The organism is Streptomyces sp. NPDC096048 (genome assembly GCF_044763415.1).
Classification (GTDB): domain Bacteria; phylum Actinomycetota; class Actinomycetes; order Streptomycetales; family Streptomycetaceae; genus Streptomyces.
Genome location: NZ_JBIWGG010000002.1, coordinates 385105 through 400067, shown reverse-complemented (window position 1 = coordinate 400067; position 14963 = coordinate 385105). Strand labels below are relative to the sequence as shown.

Annotated in this window: 19 protein-coding genes; 1 reads left to right on the top strand and 18 read right to left on the bottom strand. The window is 69.6% G+C overall.

Annotated features, from left to right (window positions below; all coding sequences use genetic code 11):
• Positions 1-413: 413 nt before the first annotated feature.
• Positions 414-1172, top strand: a complete 759-nt coding sequence (locus ACIQ6R_RS06440) for a GntR family transcriptional regulator (protein WP_404219195.1) — start codon at positions 414-416, stop codon at positions 1170-1172.
• Here ACIQ6R_RS06440 and ACIQ6R_RS06435 read toward each other — a convergent pair whose 3' ends face one another.
• The 18 genes from ACIQ6R_RS06435 to ACIQ6R_RS06350 all read right to left on the bottom strand — a co-directional run bounded on the left by ACIQ6R_RS06435 (position 1173) and on the right by ACIQ6R_RS06350 (position 14862).
• Entirely contained in the window at positions 1173-1532 is a 360-nt protein-coding gene (locus ACIQ6R_RS06435; protein WP_404219193.1) for a hypothetical protein, read from the bottom strand.
• Positions 1529-1966 carry a hypothetical protein gene (locus ACIQ6R_RS06430; protein WP_404219191.1) on the bottom strand — a complete coding sequence of 146 codons (438 nt, stop codon included), beginning with the start codon at positions 1964-1966 and terminating at the stop codon, positions 1529-1531. Before ACIQ6R_RS06430 ends, ACIQ6R_RS06435 begins: the two co-directional genes overlap by 4 nt.
• Positions 1966-2232: a hypothetical protein gene (locus tag ACIQ6R_RS06425; RefSeq protein ID WP_404219189.1), complete on the bottom strand. Its 267-nt coding sequence runs from the start codon at positions 2230-2232 to the stop codon at positions 1966-1968. Before ACIQ6R_RS06425 ends, ACIQ6R_RS06430 begins: the two co-directional genes overlap by 1 nt.
• Before the next feature lie 3 nt (positions 2233-2235).
• On the bottom strand, positions 2236-3066 hold the full coding sequence (locus ACIQ6R_RS06420) for an N-acetylmuramoyl-L-alanine amidase (RefSeq protein ID WP_404219187.1): 831 nt from the start codon (positions 3064-3066) through the stop codon (positions 2236-2238).
• A 10-nt stretch (positions 3067-3076) separates the two neighbouring features.
• Complete coding sequence (locus ACIQ6R_RS06415) at positions 3077-3559, bottom strand: hypothetical protein (RefSeq protein ID WP_404219185.1); 483 nt, start codon at positions 3557-3559, stop codon at positions 3077-3079.
• A 3-nt stretch (positions 3560-3562) separates the two neighbouring features.
• Positions 3563-4768, bottom strand: a complete 1206-nt coding sequence (locus ACIQ6R_RS06410) for a hypothetical protein (RefSeq protein WP_404219183.1) — start codon at positions 4766-4768, stop codon at positions 3563-3565.
• Between the two features lies 1 nt (position 4769).
• Complete coding sequence (locus ACIQ6R_RS06405; RefSeq protein ID WP_404219181.1) at positions 4770-5837, bottom strand: hypothetical protein; 1068 nt, start codon at positions 5835-5837, stop codon at positions 4770-4772.
• Between the two features lie 16 nt (positions 5838-5853).
• Positions 5854-7257, bottom strand: coding sequence for a phage distal tail protein (locus tag ACIQ6R_RS06400; RefSeq protein ID WP_404219179.1), 1404 nt, complete (start codon positions 7255-7257; stop codon positions 5854-5856).
• Positions 7254-9848 carry a hypothetical protein gene (locus tag ACIQ6R_RS06395; RefSeq protein WP_404219177.1) on the bottom strand — a complete coding sequence of 865 codons (2595 nt, stop codon included), beginning with the start codon at positions 9846-9848 and terminating at the stop codon, positions 7254-7256. Before ACIQ6R_RS06395 ends, ACIQ6R_RS06400 begins: the two co-directional genes overlap by 4 nt.
• Positions 9849-9860: 12 nt before the next feature.
• Positions 9861-10013 (bottom strand): hypothetical protein, encoded by a 153-nt coding sequence (locus ACIQ6R_RS06390; RefSeq protein ID WP_404219622.1) that lies wholly within the window; start codon positions 10011-10013, stop codon positions 9861-9863.
• Complete coding sequence (locus tag ACIQ6R_RS06385; RefSeq protein ID WP_404219175.1) at positions 9986-10498, bottom strand: hypothetical protein; 513 nt, start codon at positions 10496-10498, stop codon at positions 9986-9988. The genes ACIQ6R_RS06390 and ACIQ6R_RS06385 overlap by 28 nt, the downstream gene beginning before the upstream one ends.
• 92 nt (positions 10499-10590) lie before the next feature.
• Positions 10591-11169: a phage tail protein gene (locus ACIQ6R_RS06380; RefSeq protein ID WP_404219174.1), complete on the bottom strand. Its 579-nt coding sequence runs from the start codon at positions 11167-11169 to the stop codon at positions 10591-10593.
• Between the two features lie 30 nt (positions 11170-11199).
• Positions 11200-11526 carry a hypothetical protein gene (locus ACIQ6R_RS06375; RefSeq protein WP_404219172.1) on the bottom strand — a complete coding sequence of 109 codons (327 nt, stop codon included), beginning with the start codon at positions 11524-11526 and terminating at the stop codon, positions 11200-11202.
• Positions 11523-11975 carry a hypothetical protein gene (locus ACIQ6R_RS06370; protein WP_404219170.1) on the bottom strand — a complete coding sequence of 151 codons (453 nt, stop codon included), beginning with the start codon at positions 11973-11975 and terminating at the stop codon, positions 11523-11525. Before ACIQ6R_RS06370 ends, ACIQ6R_RS06375 begins: the two co-directional genes overlap by 4 nt.
• Positions 11975-12445: an HK97-gp10 family putative phage morphogenesis protein gene (locus ACIQ6R_RS06365; protein ID WP_404219168.1), complete on the bottom strand. Its 471-nt coding sequence runs from the start codon at positions 12443-12445 to the stop codon at positions 11975-11977. Before ACIQ6R_RS06365 ends, ACIQ6R_RS06370 begins: the two co-directional genes overlap by 1 nt.
• Positions 12445-13131 carry a hypothetical protein gene (locus tag ACIQ6R_RS06360; RefSeq protein ID WP_404219166.1) on the bottom strand — a complete coding sequence of 229 codons (687 nt, stop codon included), beginning with the start codon at positions 13129-13131 and terminating at the stop codon, positions 12445-12447. The genes ACIQ6R_RS06365 and ACIQ6R_RS06360 overlap by 1 nt, the downstream gene beginning before the upstream one ends.
• A 3-nt stretch (positions 13132-13134) precedes the next feature.
• On the bottom strand, positions 13135-13434 hold the full coding sequence (locus ACIQ6R_RS06355) for a hypothetical protein (protein ID WP_404219164.1): 300 nt from the start codon (positions 13432-13434) through the stop codon (positions 13135-13137).
• 69 nt (positions 13435-13503) lie between these two features.
• On the bottom strand, positions 13504-14862 hold the full coding sequence (locus ACIQ6R_RS06350) for a phage major capsid protein (RefSeq protein WP_404219162.1): 1359 nt from the start codon (positions 14860-14862) through the stop codon (positions 13504-13506).
• Between the last annotated feature and the right edge of the window lie 101 nt (positions 14863-14963).

Here is a 14963-nt window from a genome sequence, read left to right as displayed (position 1 = left end):
CCCTGCACGCCCGGCAGCCAACGGCATGCCGCGACCAAGCACGAAACACGAGCTGCTCGGGACTCCACTCCTCGGACATCCGCTACACCTCTTCCACTTCGGCCCAGATCTCGGGGGTGCCGGTGGCGCTGCTGCTGCCCCATGCGTCGGCGCTGCGGAGCACCGCAAGGGCCGCATGCCAGGCGGGCCAGTCGGTAGCGGCAGGCGCCGGCGCGTGTATGCGAGTGCGGCCGTTCAGGGCAAGCAGATGTACGGGCTCCTCAAGGGCCCGCTCCAGCGCGGTCCTTAACGCTGCTGCTCGCAGGCTGATAGGCACGACTATCCCCGCTCTCGTGCGAGAGAATGACTCTCGTACGAGAGTAGCGACCGCGGCACTACTCTGTCACGCAAGTCACACCGAAAGGAGGCGGACAGTGAGCACCGAGACGCCCCTGTACCTGCAAGTCGCCGAAGCACTGCGCGCCCGCATCGAGTCCGGCGAGCTTCCGCCAGGTACCCGCCTCCCGTCCGTCGCCGAAATCTCCGCCGAACACGGATGCAGCAACAGCGTGGCCACCCGCGCCTACCGGCTCCTCGTCGATGACGGCCTCGTCGTATCCCGGCACGGCGCCGGCCACTACGTGCGCAGCAGCGAGACGCCGGAGCTCCTCGTGCGTCGGCACCGTCGGCGGTCCGAGGACTCGCCGTTCGCGCAGGGCGCGGCCGAGCAGGGCGCCGAGGGGACGTGGCGGCACGAGTCCACGACCGAGCAGGCCACCGAGACCGTGGCCGTGCGGCTGGGGATCGCGCCGGGTGACGCGGTCATGCACACCTCGTACGTGTACCTGGCCGACGACCGGCCGGTGCAGTTGGCCGAGTCGTGGGAGCCGCTCGCGCTCACCGGGCAGTCCCTCGTCGCGCTGCCGGAGGTCGGCCCCTACGCGGGTGTGGGTGTGGCCGCGCGGATGCGGGTCCTCGGTGTCGAGGTGAGGGAGCCGGTGGAGCGGGTCCAGTCCCGCATGGCTACGCGTGCTGAGGCGCAGGCTCTCGCGATGACGCCGCCCGGGCCGGTGCTCGCCATCGAGCGGACGTACCACGATCAGGCGTCGGGCCGCCCGGTGGAGACTGCGGACGTCGTCATGCGTGGCGACCGGTGGGTGGCCATCTACGGGCAGGAACCCACCGGGCGCTGATCACACTCCAGTTCGGTTGTACTCGTCGATCCGATCCGGCGGCGCCGGCGGCTCGATGCGCTGCTGCCGCATCTGCCCGGTCAGCTCCGACACGTACCAGGAGAAGGCACGCACCAACGAGGTGAGGCTGTCGATCCTCCGCTCCTGCCTTTCGATCTTCGCCTTCAGCTCGTCTCGGATTTCCCGGAATGCCGTCAAATCTGCCTGCCGCTGAGCCGGTTCGGCGGCCGCCTCAGCAGCGGCGCGGGTGGCCTCGGCCGTAGCAGCCGCCGCACGCGTCGTTGCCCGGGCGGCGAACGCTCCCGCCACGACAGCCCCAACGGTTCCAATGACGGCAACGAGGCCTGCCCAAAAGGTCACGGCGCCTTACCTTTCCGGGCGGGTCTCAGGTGGGGGACCGAATGTTCCGGCACTGAGCTGGCCCACAGGATGACCCCGACGTGCGAGGTGAGGTACCAGACGGCGACGTACGCGCCGCGTGAGTAGGTGCCGCTGACGACAGCGGCGGTGTAGGCGATGGCCCACACGGTGGGGGGAATGAGCGCGGCCACGAACCCCCACCGGTCACGGCCTACCCGCAGGAACGCGGATACGGCAGTGACGATTCCGGCAGTGATCCACAGCCACGCCCAGTGGCGTAGCGAACAAACGCGGGTGAGGAGTTCCAGGCCCTCGTCGCCTGGTGGGGTGACCAGGAACGACAGCCCCCAGCACGTCTTGCCGACGCCGAGAATCAGGAGGAACTGTCCGCGGCGGCCGAGCTGCTGGCGGAGCCGCCGGGCCGCCGCGCACATCAGACGCTCGGTGCTGTCGAAGCGGAGTTCTTCGGGCCGATCAGGCGGGCCGCTATGCCCTTGACCAGGGTTACGACGGCCGCCATACCGCCGACGCCGACGCTCTCCCAGAAGGAGACGGACAGCATGTCGGCGGGGCCGGCAGCGAGCGCGACCGCGCTGGCCGCTCCCAGGAACGTCCAGATGATCCGCTCGAGGAGGTCGACCGTGTAGGTTCTGGCGGTCTTCACCACGGTGTCGGCGGCGGGCAGGTTGATGTCGGACATGGGTCAGCTCTCCTTCAGTTCGGCGACCTCGGCGCGGAGCGCGGCGAGTTCCTTCTCTTGGCGGATGACCGCGTTGTAGATCGAGCGGAGGTATGACTGGGGGGTCCAGTTCGGGTTGGTCTGGACGTCGGGCGCATCCGACGGGGCCTGAAGGATGTCGCTGAACCAGGCCGCGTTCGCGATGTCGTTCTTGTCCATGCCTGCCATGGGGTCCTCTTCCTGCTCGGACTGGTTGGGGGTCTTGCTGTCGAGGCGGTCGCCGATCCGGGCGCGCATCGACGACATGGTGAAGCCGCGGGGGTCGACCTTCCCGGGCTGCCACTCGAGGTGACCGATCACGGAGCGCTCGTTCCAGCCGTGATGCCGGCACACGGCGGCCGCGGCGCGTTCGATGGCCTCCAGCTGGGCGGCGGGCCAGGGGTCTTTGCCGTCGCCGAGGTTCTCGCACTCGAAGCCGTAGAAGTACCGGTTGCCGTCCGTGTTCGCCTCGTTGTCGGCGGGCAGCGACGTCTCATTGGTGACCGCGCGGAGGACGTCGTCGTCGCCCAGGCCCGCGTGGTTGGCGCGGCCGTAGCCGACCAGGTAGATCGTGCCGTCCTTGGCGATGACGCCGTGACACAGCGGGCCCGGCAGACCGGAGTAGCCCTTGCGGCAGATCTCCACCGTGTTCGCGGTCCCCCGGGTCACGGTGTGATGGATCATCACGCCACGGACCGGGCCCCACGGACCCTTGTGGTTGCGGTTGTGGTCCCGCCAGTTGCCGACTTCGACAACGCGTAGGCCCTCGGCGCGTAGCGCGCTGAGGAAGGTGGACGGGGTCATGGGATCGGCCATGGTGGTCCTTTCAGAGGAGTCGGGCGTAGCGGAAGCTGGCGCCGATGGAGCCGCCGCCGCCGTACTTCCCGCCGGTCGTCGCGCCCGACGTGCGGCGCACCTGCACCTGGACTTTCAGCGACGCCGACGCCCGGTACGTGGCCAGGGAAAGTTCCAGCACCGGGAACGTGTACGTGAACGTGGCGGGCACGTTGCCGGTGGCGACCTGCGTGGAGTCGTCGAACATCACGCGCCACTCACCGCCGGAATTCACGCCGCCCACCTGGTCGCCAACGAAGATCAGGCCGAGGGCCAGCGACGCCGTGCGAGGGGTGAGGATCGTCTCCCATAGGGTGGTCCAAGCCTCGTTGTCCTCGTACGCCAAGACCGGGAACGACGTCGGGTAGAACGGCACCTCGTCCCGCTCCCGCGTGGACCGTTCCAGCCGCGCCACCTTCTCCTCCAGCTCGGCGAGCCGCTGGAGGAAATCGACAGGCTTCTGCACCTTGGGCATCCGTCACACCCCCACGCACGTGAGCTTGACGCGCTCGGGCCCGTTCACCGCTGTGTTCTCCATCGACACGATGCGAAGCACGCCTTGCCGGCCGAGCGGAGACTGCGGCTCCGGGTCGATGACGAACAGCGCCTCGTCGCCCACGCTGTAGCTGCCGAACGCGGGATCGGCGTCGGCCGCCACCTCGAACGTGGGCTGAACCATCGACTGTGACCGTGTCTGGAGATCCGCGTTCGTCATGCCCTGCACCTGTGCCGCGTCCACCACGTTGTCGTACTTGGCGACGCCCTCAAGGAGCGGCCAACCCGCATCGATGAGGGCCTGCGACCGGGCCGTTTTCACGATCCGTGCTGCGCCCTCGCCCTCGCCGAGCCCCGTCATCTCGGTGACCATCGACGCGCCGTCCTCTGGCCAGTCGTAAGAGAGGATCGACCCGGCCACACCGCCCTTGGAGAAGACGAGGCCGCTCTCGTCGGCAGTGCGTCCGCGCCGTGGGTACCAGGCCTGCGCGCGCCGGTAGCGGCGGGGCGCCTGGTTGTTCGCCGAGGACGTCCACCCGACTTCAATGCCGAAGTCGAACCCATCGTCAGCGGCGCTCAGTTCGGAGATGGCTTTGTAGATCTCGGGCCGTTCGTAGCCGAAGTAGGTGGTGCCGTATCGGTTGACGCCGTGCGCGGTCCCGGTCAGCGGGTTGATGTCGACATTGATCGAGCCGCCGGACTCGGCCTGCGCGTACCAGAGCAGCGACCAGATCAGATACTTCTGGTCCTGCCAGATTCGTTGCCCACCCTCGTTGACGTACCGGGTGTCGCTGATCTGGGACAGGTCGCTGGACAGGGTCTTCTTGATGTAGCGGCGCTGGAAGTAGGAGAGGAACTCGGCGGCTTGGATGGCCTTCCCGCCCGATACCTGTTCGCGGGTCCAGACGATGCCACCCCAGATGAGGACGCCGTCCCGGTCGACGTACACGGCGGTGCGGGCGGGCATGCTCGCGATCTCCGGGTCCAGCTGGAGCGTTTCGTCGTTGTACGGGATGGTGCCGCGCAGGGTGCCAATGCCGTTCAGCTCGAAGCTGTACGTGACGTTGGCGAGGGGCAGTTCGGCGAGAAGGACGTCTGTCCGCAGGTCGCAGAACAGGTACGTGTACGTGTGCGTCGGCTGCTGCTGCTCGGCGGCCATCGTCTCGAAGGCCATCAGGTTGATGGTCATCTCAGGCCGCCGTCGCGTAGCTGATGTTGGCGGTGATCCATCCGCCGATACCCATGGTGATGCCAGCCGAGGAGAAGGTGCCCAGACCTCCGTTGGCGGGGTTGACGGCGCCGACCGTGAGGAACGTCGAGTCGTGGTACAGCCAGCACTGGCCCACCCGGAACGTGCCCGGCGGATTGATCATCGCGTCACCGGTCCACCGCATCAGGTCGTTAAGCGGCGACACGGGAAGGGAGAACTGCGGCACGCCCGTCAGGCTCGTACCCGACGCAAATTCGAGGAGAACTTGCAGGTCCACGTGATCCCCGGCATGGCGATACTTCGCCCGCACCGTGCCATTGCCGATGTTGATGTTCGCCAGTGACGGCGTGTACGGGAGCCACTCGCCGAGCACCGGCTGAACGTTGCCCGAACCGTCGCCGTACACGAACCGGTCGCCGTCGGACTGGTAGAACACCTGCCCCGGGTGCGGCCGCGGGGGCTGAATGTTGCTGGTCACCGGCACGATCCCGCCGAGGCCTACGGTGTAGTTCCGCACGTCCGAGATGTGGTTGTTCCCGATGCTGGCCTGCGACGGGCCGACCGTGATGTCCGCGAGGATCTGCGCGTTCGGCGGCAGCGTTCCGCGCACCGTCGCTCCCGACGTCGCAGCGTACGGGCCCTGGATCACTTCGATCCGCGCCTCCGAGATGTCCCCGGCGTACTCCTGGTCGTACACCGACACGACGACCGTGTCCTTGCGGTACTGGCCGGCGCCGCCGGAGGGCTGCACCGTCCGGATCACGTCGGCGTCGTTGCAGACGATGTAGGTACCGGTGCCTCCGGTGTCGTGCTGGTCGATGAACGCGAACCCGCCAGACACGATGACGCTCATGTTCGGGGTGGGCGCCGCACGCACCTTGAGCTGCGCGTTCTGGTACGAGGGCTTGATGCCCTGCCGGATCCGCAGCGGGGTCGCCTCGTCGACCTGGAACCCCGGGTAGGACATGAGCGCGGCGATCGCCAGCCGGTCACTGCGGGCCGGGTAGCTACCGGCCTGAAGCCAGATGGGCGGGTTGATCAGGGCCATGTCGGACCCCCCTTCTTTACAGGCTGGTGTCGCGCCAGGTGATGGTCAGCAGGGACGATTGGTCGGTGGCGCCAGGCAGGGCGCCGCCGCGGTAGGCGATCTCGTTGGTGCCAGGCTTCAGGACGGGCCACGTCGACCCGGCGCGGACCCAGGTGCGACGGGGGCTGGTGCCCATCAGGAGAACCGCCCGGGACCGGGTGTCGATGATCAGGTACTCGTTGGCCTGCACTGTGGCGTCCAGGGCGAGGATCCCGCCCGTGGTGACCTGCTCGATGGCGGGAGTGGCGATCGGGCCGTCCAGGCGCAGTACGGGATAGGCGTCGGCGGCGCCCTCGTTGAGGGCGGTCACCCGGCCTGATGTGCCCTGCGCGCCGTAGGAGCGGCCAGTCGTCCCGTGCAGCCGGGACGGCGACGCGTGCGGCACCGTCTCCCACGTACACAGCGGCTGGTCACCGTCGATGTAGTCGTGGAGGACGGTGCCGGTTTCCACCATCATCGCGTCCGCCAACCATGTAGCCCCGGTTGGCGCGTTGTAGGCGATGGCGACCTCAGTACAGGTCTGACCAGCGGGCACGGTGTACTGAACACTCACCCGCTCCCACTGCCCAGGCGTGGGCGTGCCCGCGCTGGCCACGTCCAGAGTGGCCGAGGCCGAGCGGAACGCGAAGAACGCGGTGGTGCCCGCACCGTCGGTCTTCACCCACACCGACGCCGTCACCGTCGTGCCCGCGGCCGCCGGCGCGATCGAGTACCGGGTGCCACCGAAGGTGGTCCCAGCCTGCTGGACGTGTCGGATAGACGCCGTGCCGTACCGGGCGTCGCTCGTGATTCGGTCGCGGGTCGCGCCGCTGTACACCTGCGTGTTCGACAGGTCCACCTCGGCGGACGGGTTGAGCACCCGGTTCCGCAGCAACGGGACCGGGCCGCCGTAAACCAGCGGGTAGGTACGGCCGGCGCTCGGCGAGTACGCGGCCGTCCACGCAGCCTTCTCCTCGAGCCCGTACAAGTACGGGTCGGCGCAGTACAGCTGGAGGGTGGCGTCGCCGATCCGCCACAGGTACTCCGCGTCGTACGGGATGGCCCGGCGCCTGACCTTCGCCCACACCAGACGGTTCTGGTCCAGGAACTGGAGTTGCGCTGGCCGTACCCCCGGCTGAGTCGCCGCCTGCAACGCCAGCGTCAGCTTCCGCAGATGGTCGGGTGTCTCGCCTCGGATGCCCAACTTCAGGTTGATGGTCCGGGGGCCAGTGAAGTCGGGGCCGGTGTAGTCGCCGTGCTGCTGCGGACGCTCCATGTCCTCGCTGCGGATCTCGGGCAGGTCGTCCAGGCCGTCAAGCGCCGTCACTGTGTACGGGGTGCCGGGGCCGAAGACGAGGTCTCCCCACTGGATACGGCCGATCGCCTGCTGCGGCATCGTCATCGCCTCCCCACGAGACCGAGCCACGACAGCTCCCGGACCACGCCCTGCGGCGTGGCCTCAGTGCCGTGCAGGTGGATCTCGTTGTACTGGTCGCCGCCGCCTGTGCCGGCGTACACGGGCCGCAACTGCTCGGCCGTGGGCACCGCCAAGGAGGACGGGATGGCCGGGAAGGCCGGGCCCGCCGTGGCGGGTAGGCCAGGCAGCTGCTCGAGGACCGCCTGTAGCTGCGGCAGTCGGGCGAGGATGCCCTCTTCGAAGCCCTCGATGAGTGCGCGGCCCGAGAAGCTGGTGTAGCCGCGCCCGGAGAAGGGTCCCTTCTTCGCGGGGCTGAAGGGGAAGTAGTCGCGGGCCGCGTCCACGGCGCTGGCGGCGGCTCTCGCCACCGCTCCGATCATGGACACGATGCCGTCGATGAAGCCCTGAATGAGGCTCCGGCCAGCGTTGAAGAGGACACCGCTGAGGCCACCGACGGCGCCGGCGGCCCGGCTCGGCAGACTCGCGACGGAGGCCACAGCCTCGGCGATCTTCCGCGCGATGACGCTGAGCATCTGGGCACCCGCGGAGGCTGCTGGGGCGAGCATTCGACCGGCCAGCGGACCGAGCGCGCTACCTGCACGGCTGGGCATCCCAGCCAGCTGCGCCACGGAGTCGCCCACCCCGGAGCGGACCCGTTGCAGCATGGACACCGTCGCGGAACCGACCTGCCGTCCCAACGCGCCCTTCAGACCGGAGATCGCGCCCTCGGCGCGGCCCGGCCACGATGCGAACTCGATGACCGTGGTGCTGACCATGTCCACCACGAGATCCTTCGCCCCCTGAAGGGCGCCGGAGAAGTCCCCGCGGAGCAGCTGCGTGACGATCTGGATCGCGGGGATGGCGAACCGCTCGATGAACTCGCCGACCAGACGAATCCAGTAGGTGAACTTCTCCAGCCACACCACCAGGTAGGGAAGGATCGCGGCGATCAGCTCGGCCAGCGGCGGGATCAGCGGGGCGATCGCGTATGCCACCTCGCCGAGCGACGTGGCCAGCTGCTCCAGCAGCCCCGTGTCCTCCAGCTCCTGGAGGATCGTCATCAGGCCCTCGCCGAGCTTGTCGATCAGCTCCTGCGCAGGCGGGCCGAGCTGGATCAGCACCGGCGCGATCAATCCCAGGGCCTTGGCGAGGAGCGGCGCCGCCGTCGTGGCCAGCTTGCTCATCGTGTCGAAGAGCGCATCAAGCCCTTCCTGGAACTCGGGCGTCCCCGTGATCTCGGCCAGCGCGCCGGTGATCTCTTGGAGGACACCGACCATGCCCTCGCCGTCGGCCGCCGAGCCGAAAATGTTCCCGATGATTTCGAAGACGTTCTCGCCGACCTCCCACAGCTCGCTGAGCAGGGAGATCGCGTCCTCGATGGCCTGCTCCATGCGGCCCGACTCGAAGGCGCTGTCCAGCTTCTTGCCGATGCCCTCGGCTGCCTTCGCCGCATGGTCGGTGAGCCGCTCGAAACTGGGACCGGCCGCCGCGCCGATCTGCCCGAGCGCCTTGACCACGATGCCGGGAATGCCCGACAGGTTGGTCAGCCCGGTACTCGCAGAGTCGATGGCCCTGCCGAGGGTGCCGCGCTCGCCGAGGTCCCGCGCGGCGGCCAGTACCCCCTTGCCCATCTCGTTGACCGCATCGGCCGAGGCCAGCAAGCCACGCCGCAGGATGGGCAGCACGGTCTGGCCCGTGCGCTCCAGGTCATCGCCCCAGTCCGCGAAGACCCTGTCCTGCACCTCCTGCTGCAACTCCCGCAGCGCCGGGGCCGCATCCCGAATCGCCGTCGCGAACTTCCGCGCCTCCGGAGACAGCTTCTCCAGCGCCTCGGCGAACTCCTCCGACTTGCTGGGGTCCAAGGCGGCCGTGACCGCGTCCTCCACCCCGACCATGGCCAACTTCAGCGTGCCCGACGCCAGCTGCACCGCAGCCATCCCCGTGACCCCGACGGCCGCCGCCGGCGCCACGTTCGCCAGCGTCGCCACCAGGCCGGCCACCACCGGCACAGCCGTACCGATCCCGGCCGCAGCCACGCCCACACCCGACAGGGCGCCCACCGCCGAACCCGCCATCGCGGGGATCCGGCGCAGCAGGCCCATCAGCCGGTTCGGGCCGTCGGTGTCCACGTCCACGTCGATATCGACGTCCGTGTCGTCCGCGCGGCGGGCGGCGGCTCGAAGCTCCTCCAACTGCCTGAGCGCCTGCCGGGTGGACGCCTGCACGTTGATGTTCGGGTGCGTGTCGGACAGCCGCTGGAGGTGCGGCTCCAGCTCCTCGAGCCGCCGTAGCGCGTCACCGATGGAGACGTCCACGCCGATCCGCTGATCGGCGAGACCCTCAAGCTCATCGCGGACGCGGGCAAGGTCGCGGTCCACATCGTCGGTGGAGGCGTCCACGTCGATCGTGGGCAGGTTCCCCACGAGGTCCCGCAACTCCCGCTGGATGCCGCCGCCGAGGGCCGCGCCGACGCTGGAACCCTGCCGGCGCGCGTCGGCGACCGTCCCAGACAGGCCGGTGAGATCGACGCCCAGGTGGGAGACGAGGTCCGGCAGGTTGATCTCGTCGGCGGCCACAGAGTCACCTCCTCATCGGCGGGCCATCGAGGCGAATCCCAGGAGGGACGTGCCGTCGGCGGGTTCGGGACTGCGTCGGCCGCCGGTCTGGTGGGCGGCCTGATGCTGCTCGGCCAGCGTCAGAAGCTGGCAGAGGGTCATGTCCCAGTAGGCGTCTGGAGGAATGTGGAGGGCACCGACGGCGAGGTAGTAGAGCTCAGCCCAGGGGAAACCGTCTCGATCGTCGCCCCGGCCTCCGGGGCCTGGTCGTTTCCCAGGGCCGCCAGCGCCTTCTGGAACGCGCCCTGGAACGCCTCCACGTACTCCTTGATGCGGCCCGGGTAGAGCAGGTCTGCGATGTCCGCGCCGTCCGTGCGGCGCCGGTACACGATGTCGCCGCTGATGCGGCGCTCGCCCTTGGCGTCCTGGTGCTCGCGGTAGTGCGGTTCGAAGCCGCCCGGGCCGACGCATCCGGCGCCCACCAGTTGGATGACGGGGCCGAACGCGGCGCCCTGACCGGTGGTGTCGATGGCGTTCTGCACGGCTGCGACGGACCCGTACCGGGCTTCGAGGAGGGCCAGGGCGCGGAAGCTGTAGCGGAGCTGGACGCGGGTGCCGTCGGTGAGGTCGACGGAGCCGCCGCCGCCGAGGAGGTCTGTGCCTGCGGTCATGGTGGTGTGTCCCTACGTGAGTGCCGGGTTTCGGCCTGCGGGTGAGGGGAGGGGCCGGGCGGGCGCGTGAGCGAGGGCGCGCCCGCCCGGGGTCACGGAGTCGCGGCGGTCGGGATCGCGATCGCGGTCTCGTTGATCTCGACGTCGATCCACTCGCCCGTCGAGATGAGCGGCACGCAGCGGGCCTGGTTCTCGATCGTGCGGTAGTCCTCCTCGGCCAGGCCCAAGCCCGGAAACGAGGACATGACGCACTTGAGGAGGCTGAAGTGGACGTCGCCGCCGACCAGGTCACCACCGGACGTGGGCGTCTTGCCGACCAGCTTGTAGGGCAAAGGCTTGGCGCCTTGCTTCAGCGACCACTTCGTCTTCTGCGCTGGGGTGGTGCCGGAGTCGGTCACCTCGGAGTCGACCAGCGCGACCAGCACGTCCAGGCTCAGCTTGGCGTGCGGGTACGACACGGTGATGTTGGACAGGGCCGCGTCGGAGTCCAAGAGCCCGTTGTCACCGCGGAGCTCCTTCACCTCCACGTCGCCGCTGATCTCCATGGACTTGATGCCGGGCACGTCGATGCCCGCCCCGTACGACGGAGTGCCGTCGGCGGGGTCGCTCAGCAGCGGGAAGATCTTCGCGTCTTCCACGGCGTACAACTTGGTCACTCGCGAGATGGGCATGGCTGTCCTTCCTGGTGCCGGGGTCCGGCCCTACGGAGTGGTGTCGGCGCCGAACGACGCGGACGGATCGGGGACGTGGTCGGTCATCGGCGGCTGCTCAGGCTCCACGGCGGCCGGAAGCGTGACCAGCTCGTCGCCCTCCAGCTCGGGCAGCGGCCCGGCGTCCTGCGGGACGATCACCCCGTCCACCACGAACCACGTGATGCCGGGCCCGTCCGTCTGCACAGACACCCCGCCGTGCGCGCCCTCGGACAAGAACGCCACCCGCTCGATGGTCGAACCGGCCGCCGCCGGCCAGGCCGAGCCGAGGTACGTCACGACGTCCTCGCGGGGCATCTCGGTGAACATGACGGTCATGCGGGGGTCACTTCCTCACGGAGCAGGGCGCGTCGGATCTGAACGGTGATGGAGTGCCGGACGCGGTTGTCGGCGATGGGGATGCGGTCGATGTCGTCCACGCGGACCGCGTGCACGGTCGCCGGGTGGGCGGGAAGCTGGCAGCCGTGCAGGGCGTGCGCGATGGCTTCAGCGAGGCCGTACCGCTCGGTGACCTTCGTCGTGGTCGCGCCGGTCTTGATGCGGGCCTGCTGCACCAGGTCGACCGTCACCGTCTCGATGATGTTGACCTCGGCATCGGGGTCCCCGAAGTCCCCGTTGGCCACGTTGTCCAGGCCGGCGGGCATGCCCTCCTGCACGACGATGAACGGCGGTGCCTGCCCCTCACGCGGTCCGTCGCGGAAGACGGGGACTCCGAACTGGAGCCCTTCGAGGCGGGCCTTGATGGCGCCCGCGGTGCTCGCGGCCATCAGCGCCTGCCGATCTGCGAGGCGTGGGCCCGCCAGAAGATCTCGGTCATTTCGATGGCGGGCCGCATGAACGGCTGCGCCCTGGTCCCGGGGTGGTTGACCTGCGCGACTGGGTGCGCGGCCCCCGGCCAGTACAGCGCGCGCTTGTTCACGGGCTTGATGACGTGCGGCGACGTGCCGTACTCCACGGCCGCCGCGTAGTTCACGTTCGTGCCGATGACGTAGCCGACCGAGCGGCCCGAGCCCTCGGCGCGGGACACGATGCTGGAGCGCAGCCTGCCGGTGTCGACCGGGGCCCGGCGGCGTGCCTCGTTCTGTACGTCCACGCGGGTGCGGTCCACGGCGCGCTTGACGTCGTCGGACATGCGGCCGAGGTACCGGCGCAGGCCTCGCTCGTACGGACGGGTGTTGATCTGCGTTGACACCTGCGTGCCAAGACGGAGACGGCCACGGGACCGGAAGCGCGCCATCACACACCGCCGATCAGGTTGTAGCCGCGGTTGAGGTAGCCCGTCAGAAGGGCGTCGACCTGCGTCGATCCGGTGGAGGCGGTGGGTCCGACGACGCCCGACGCCCCGTCGTCGTCGGTGTCCTCGATGGCGACGTTGTTGCCCTCGTCGTCCACCTGGAGGCCGCCATCCTCGGCGGCGTCCGCGTCCGACGGTGCGGCCTTCGCCTGCAAGTCCGCAGCGAGCAGCGCGCACGCCTGCCCCACCATCTGCGGCACCGTGTCGTACCCGAAGGAGCCGAGCACCTTGACCTGCTCGGCGCCCCACCGCTCCCACAGGCCGAGCCAGCCCCCGTTGTACGACTCGGCCCCGGCCACGAGATCGTCGTAGCCGCCCCACGCGAGGTGCACGGCGTCGATCTGCCCGAGGACCCGAGACGAGGTGACCCGGTACGCCGATGCGGGGATGGACGCCCCGTCGTCGGGCTCCAGGACGGGCATGACGCTGGTGACCGTGCGGACGCGGCGCGGAAGGATGACCAGTCCATCCGCGCCGACGTCCGCCACCACCACCAGGTCAGTTGGTTCGAAGACCTGCTGTGTGTAGGCGTCGATCCGCTCCTGGGCAGCAGCGATCCACGCGGTGACTTCGGCACTCGTGCCGGTACACCCCGCGTCGCGTGCGTCCTCTTCAGAGCAGTACGCCACAGGTCAGCCCTGCTCGCCCTCGGCCTCGGCGGCGTCCAGCTCCCGGCGCACGCCCTCGGTGACGACGGCGCCCTTGGTGATGATCTGCCGGGCGTAGCCGCCCGGGTGGTGGTCCAGGACCGGGCCGGTGACCTGGCCACTGCCGTTGTCGGACAGCGCCCGGTAGGCGTCGGCCGGCGCCTTCTGCCCGACCTGCCAGCCCTCGCCCGCGTCGTACTCGCGGGTGGAGATGACGGCCGGGTTCGGCTGCTCGGGCGTCTCGGTGGCCTGCGGCTCGGGGCTCTTACGCGATGTGCTCGCCATGGGTGGCTCCTCGGTGGAGGGGTGGTCTGCGGGGTGGGGCGCGGCCGGGGAGGTGGCCGCGCCCAGGGATCAGGCGCCCGCCGGGGCGAACGTGATCCGGACGAAGGCGGCCGGCGTGTGCACGGCGACGTTCGCGCGCATCTCGGCGAGCACGACGAGCGTGTTCTCGACGAAGAAGTTCGCGTGGCTGTCGGACATGAGGATCGTCACGCCCTGCCTGGTCCACAGGGTTGCGCCAGCCCGGAACCCGCCGAGCAGCGCGGTGCCGGCGGCCATGGCCACGGTGGTGACGACGCGCAGACCCCACAGGCGCATCGCGGCGCCCGGCTCCTGCACGCTGGTGATGACGCGGAACTGGCCGTTGTCGTCGGTGTCGAGCTCGATGTCCTGCCAGTCGAGCGGGTTGAGGATCACGGAGTCCGGCGGGTACAGCGCCAGTTCCGCCTGAGTCCTGGCCTTCCTCACCGTGATCAGCTTGGCATCGGTGCTGCCCGCCCCGGGCTGGTAGGTGCCGATGCCGGGCGTCGTGAGGATGCCCTGCATCTCTGTCGTGCCGTTGCCGTTCAGAACCTCGCGGTCCCGCTTGTACAGCAGGCCATAGGTGAGGCGACCGTTGATGTACCCCATCAGCTGGCCGTTGTCGTCCGCAGCCTGCCGCGTGATCGGCACCCAGTGGGCGACGGTCTTGAGCGTCGTGGTGATGAGCTCGAACTCGAACGGACCGCTCATCGGCTTCGTGGCGCCCTCGGCGACGACCGCCGCCTTGTTCCACGTGCCGACACCGGTCACCGGTCCGGAGATGTCCCGCAGGTACTCCAGCGTCGTGCCGTCGCTGGTCTGCTGGTCCAGCAGGTCCGCCACGAGCAGCGGATAGTCGGGGTTCTCGGGGATGACGCCCGGCACCCGCGTGTTCTGGAGCGGGTACGTCTGGGTCGTGGTGGTGCCGGCCGGGGCGTCGCGGGTCTCGATCGGCTCGGAGAAGTCCACGCCGATCTTGCCGCGCATGCCGCCGGCGCGGAACGTCTCGAGGGCCTTGGAGCGGACGAACGCCTCGGCGACGGTGAGCGGGTGCGGATTGCCGCGGTCGTCGGGCTGCATGCCCGGCTCCTCGCGGCGCTGCTGGCCGCCGCCCTGTGGCTGCGGGTCTCCGGCGGGGAGCGTAGCGGCCTGGAGGGCGCGGCGGCGGGCGTCGCGCTGGTTGGCCTGCTCGATCTGCGCGGTGATCTGGTCGGCGCGGGCGAGGAGTTCGTCCACGTCGCCGTCGTAGTTCTCGTCCGCGAGGAGCCGGGCGACCTCGTCGCGCTGCTCCAACAGGGTGGGGGCGCCGCCCTTGATGGCGTAGATCGGGTACCGCTTCGCCGGGTCCTCGCCGATGGCGGCGCGGCCCTTGCGGTATCCGACGGGGCGTACGCGAGCGAAGTTGCTCACGGTGTCCTCCTCGGTCCGTGGACGGCGTGCAGCCGCCCATGCGTGATGGGGTGCTGCGTCCGTCTTTCACGGCCGGTGGAACGCGCCCGGCGGTGCTCGCG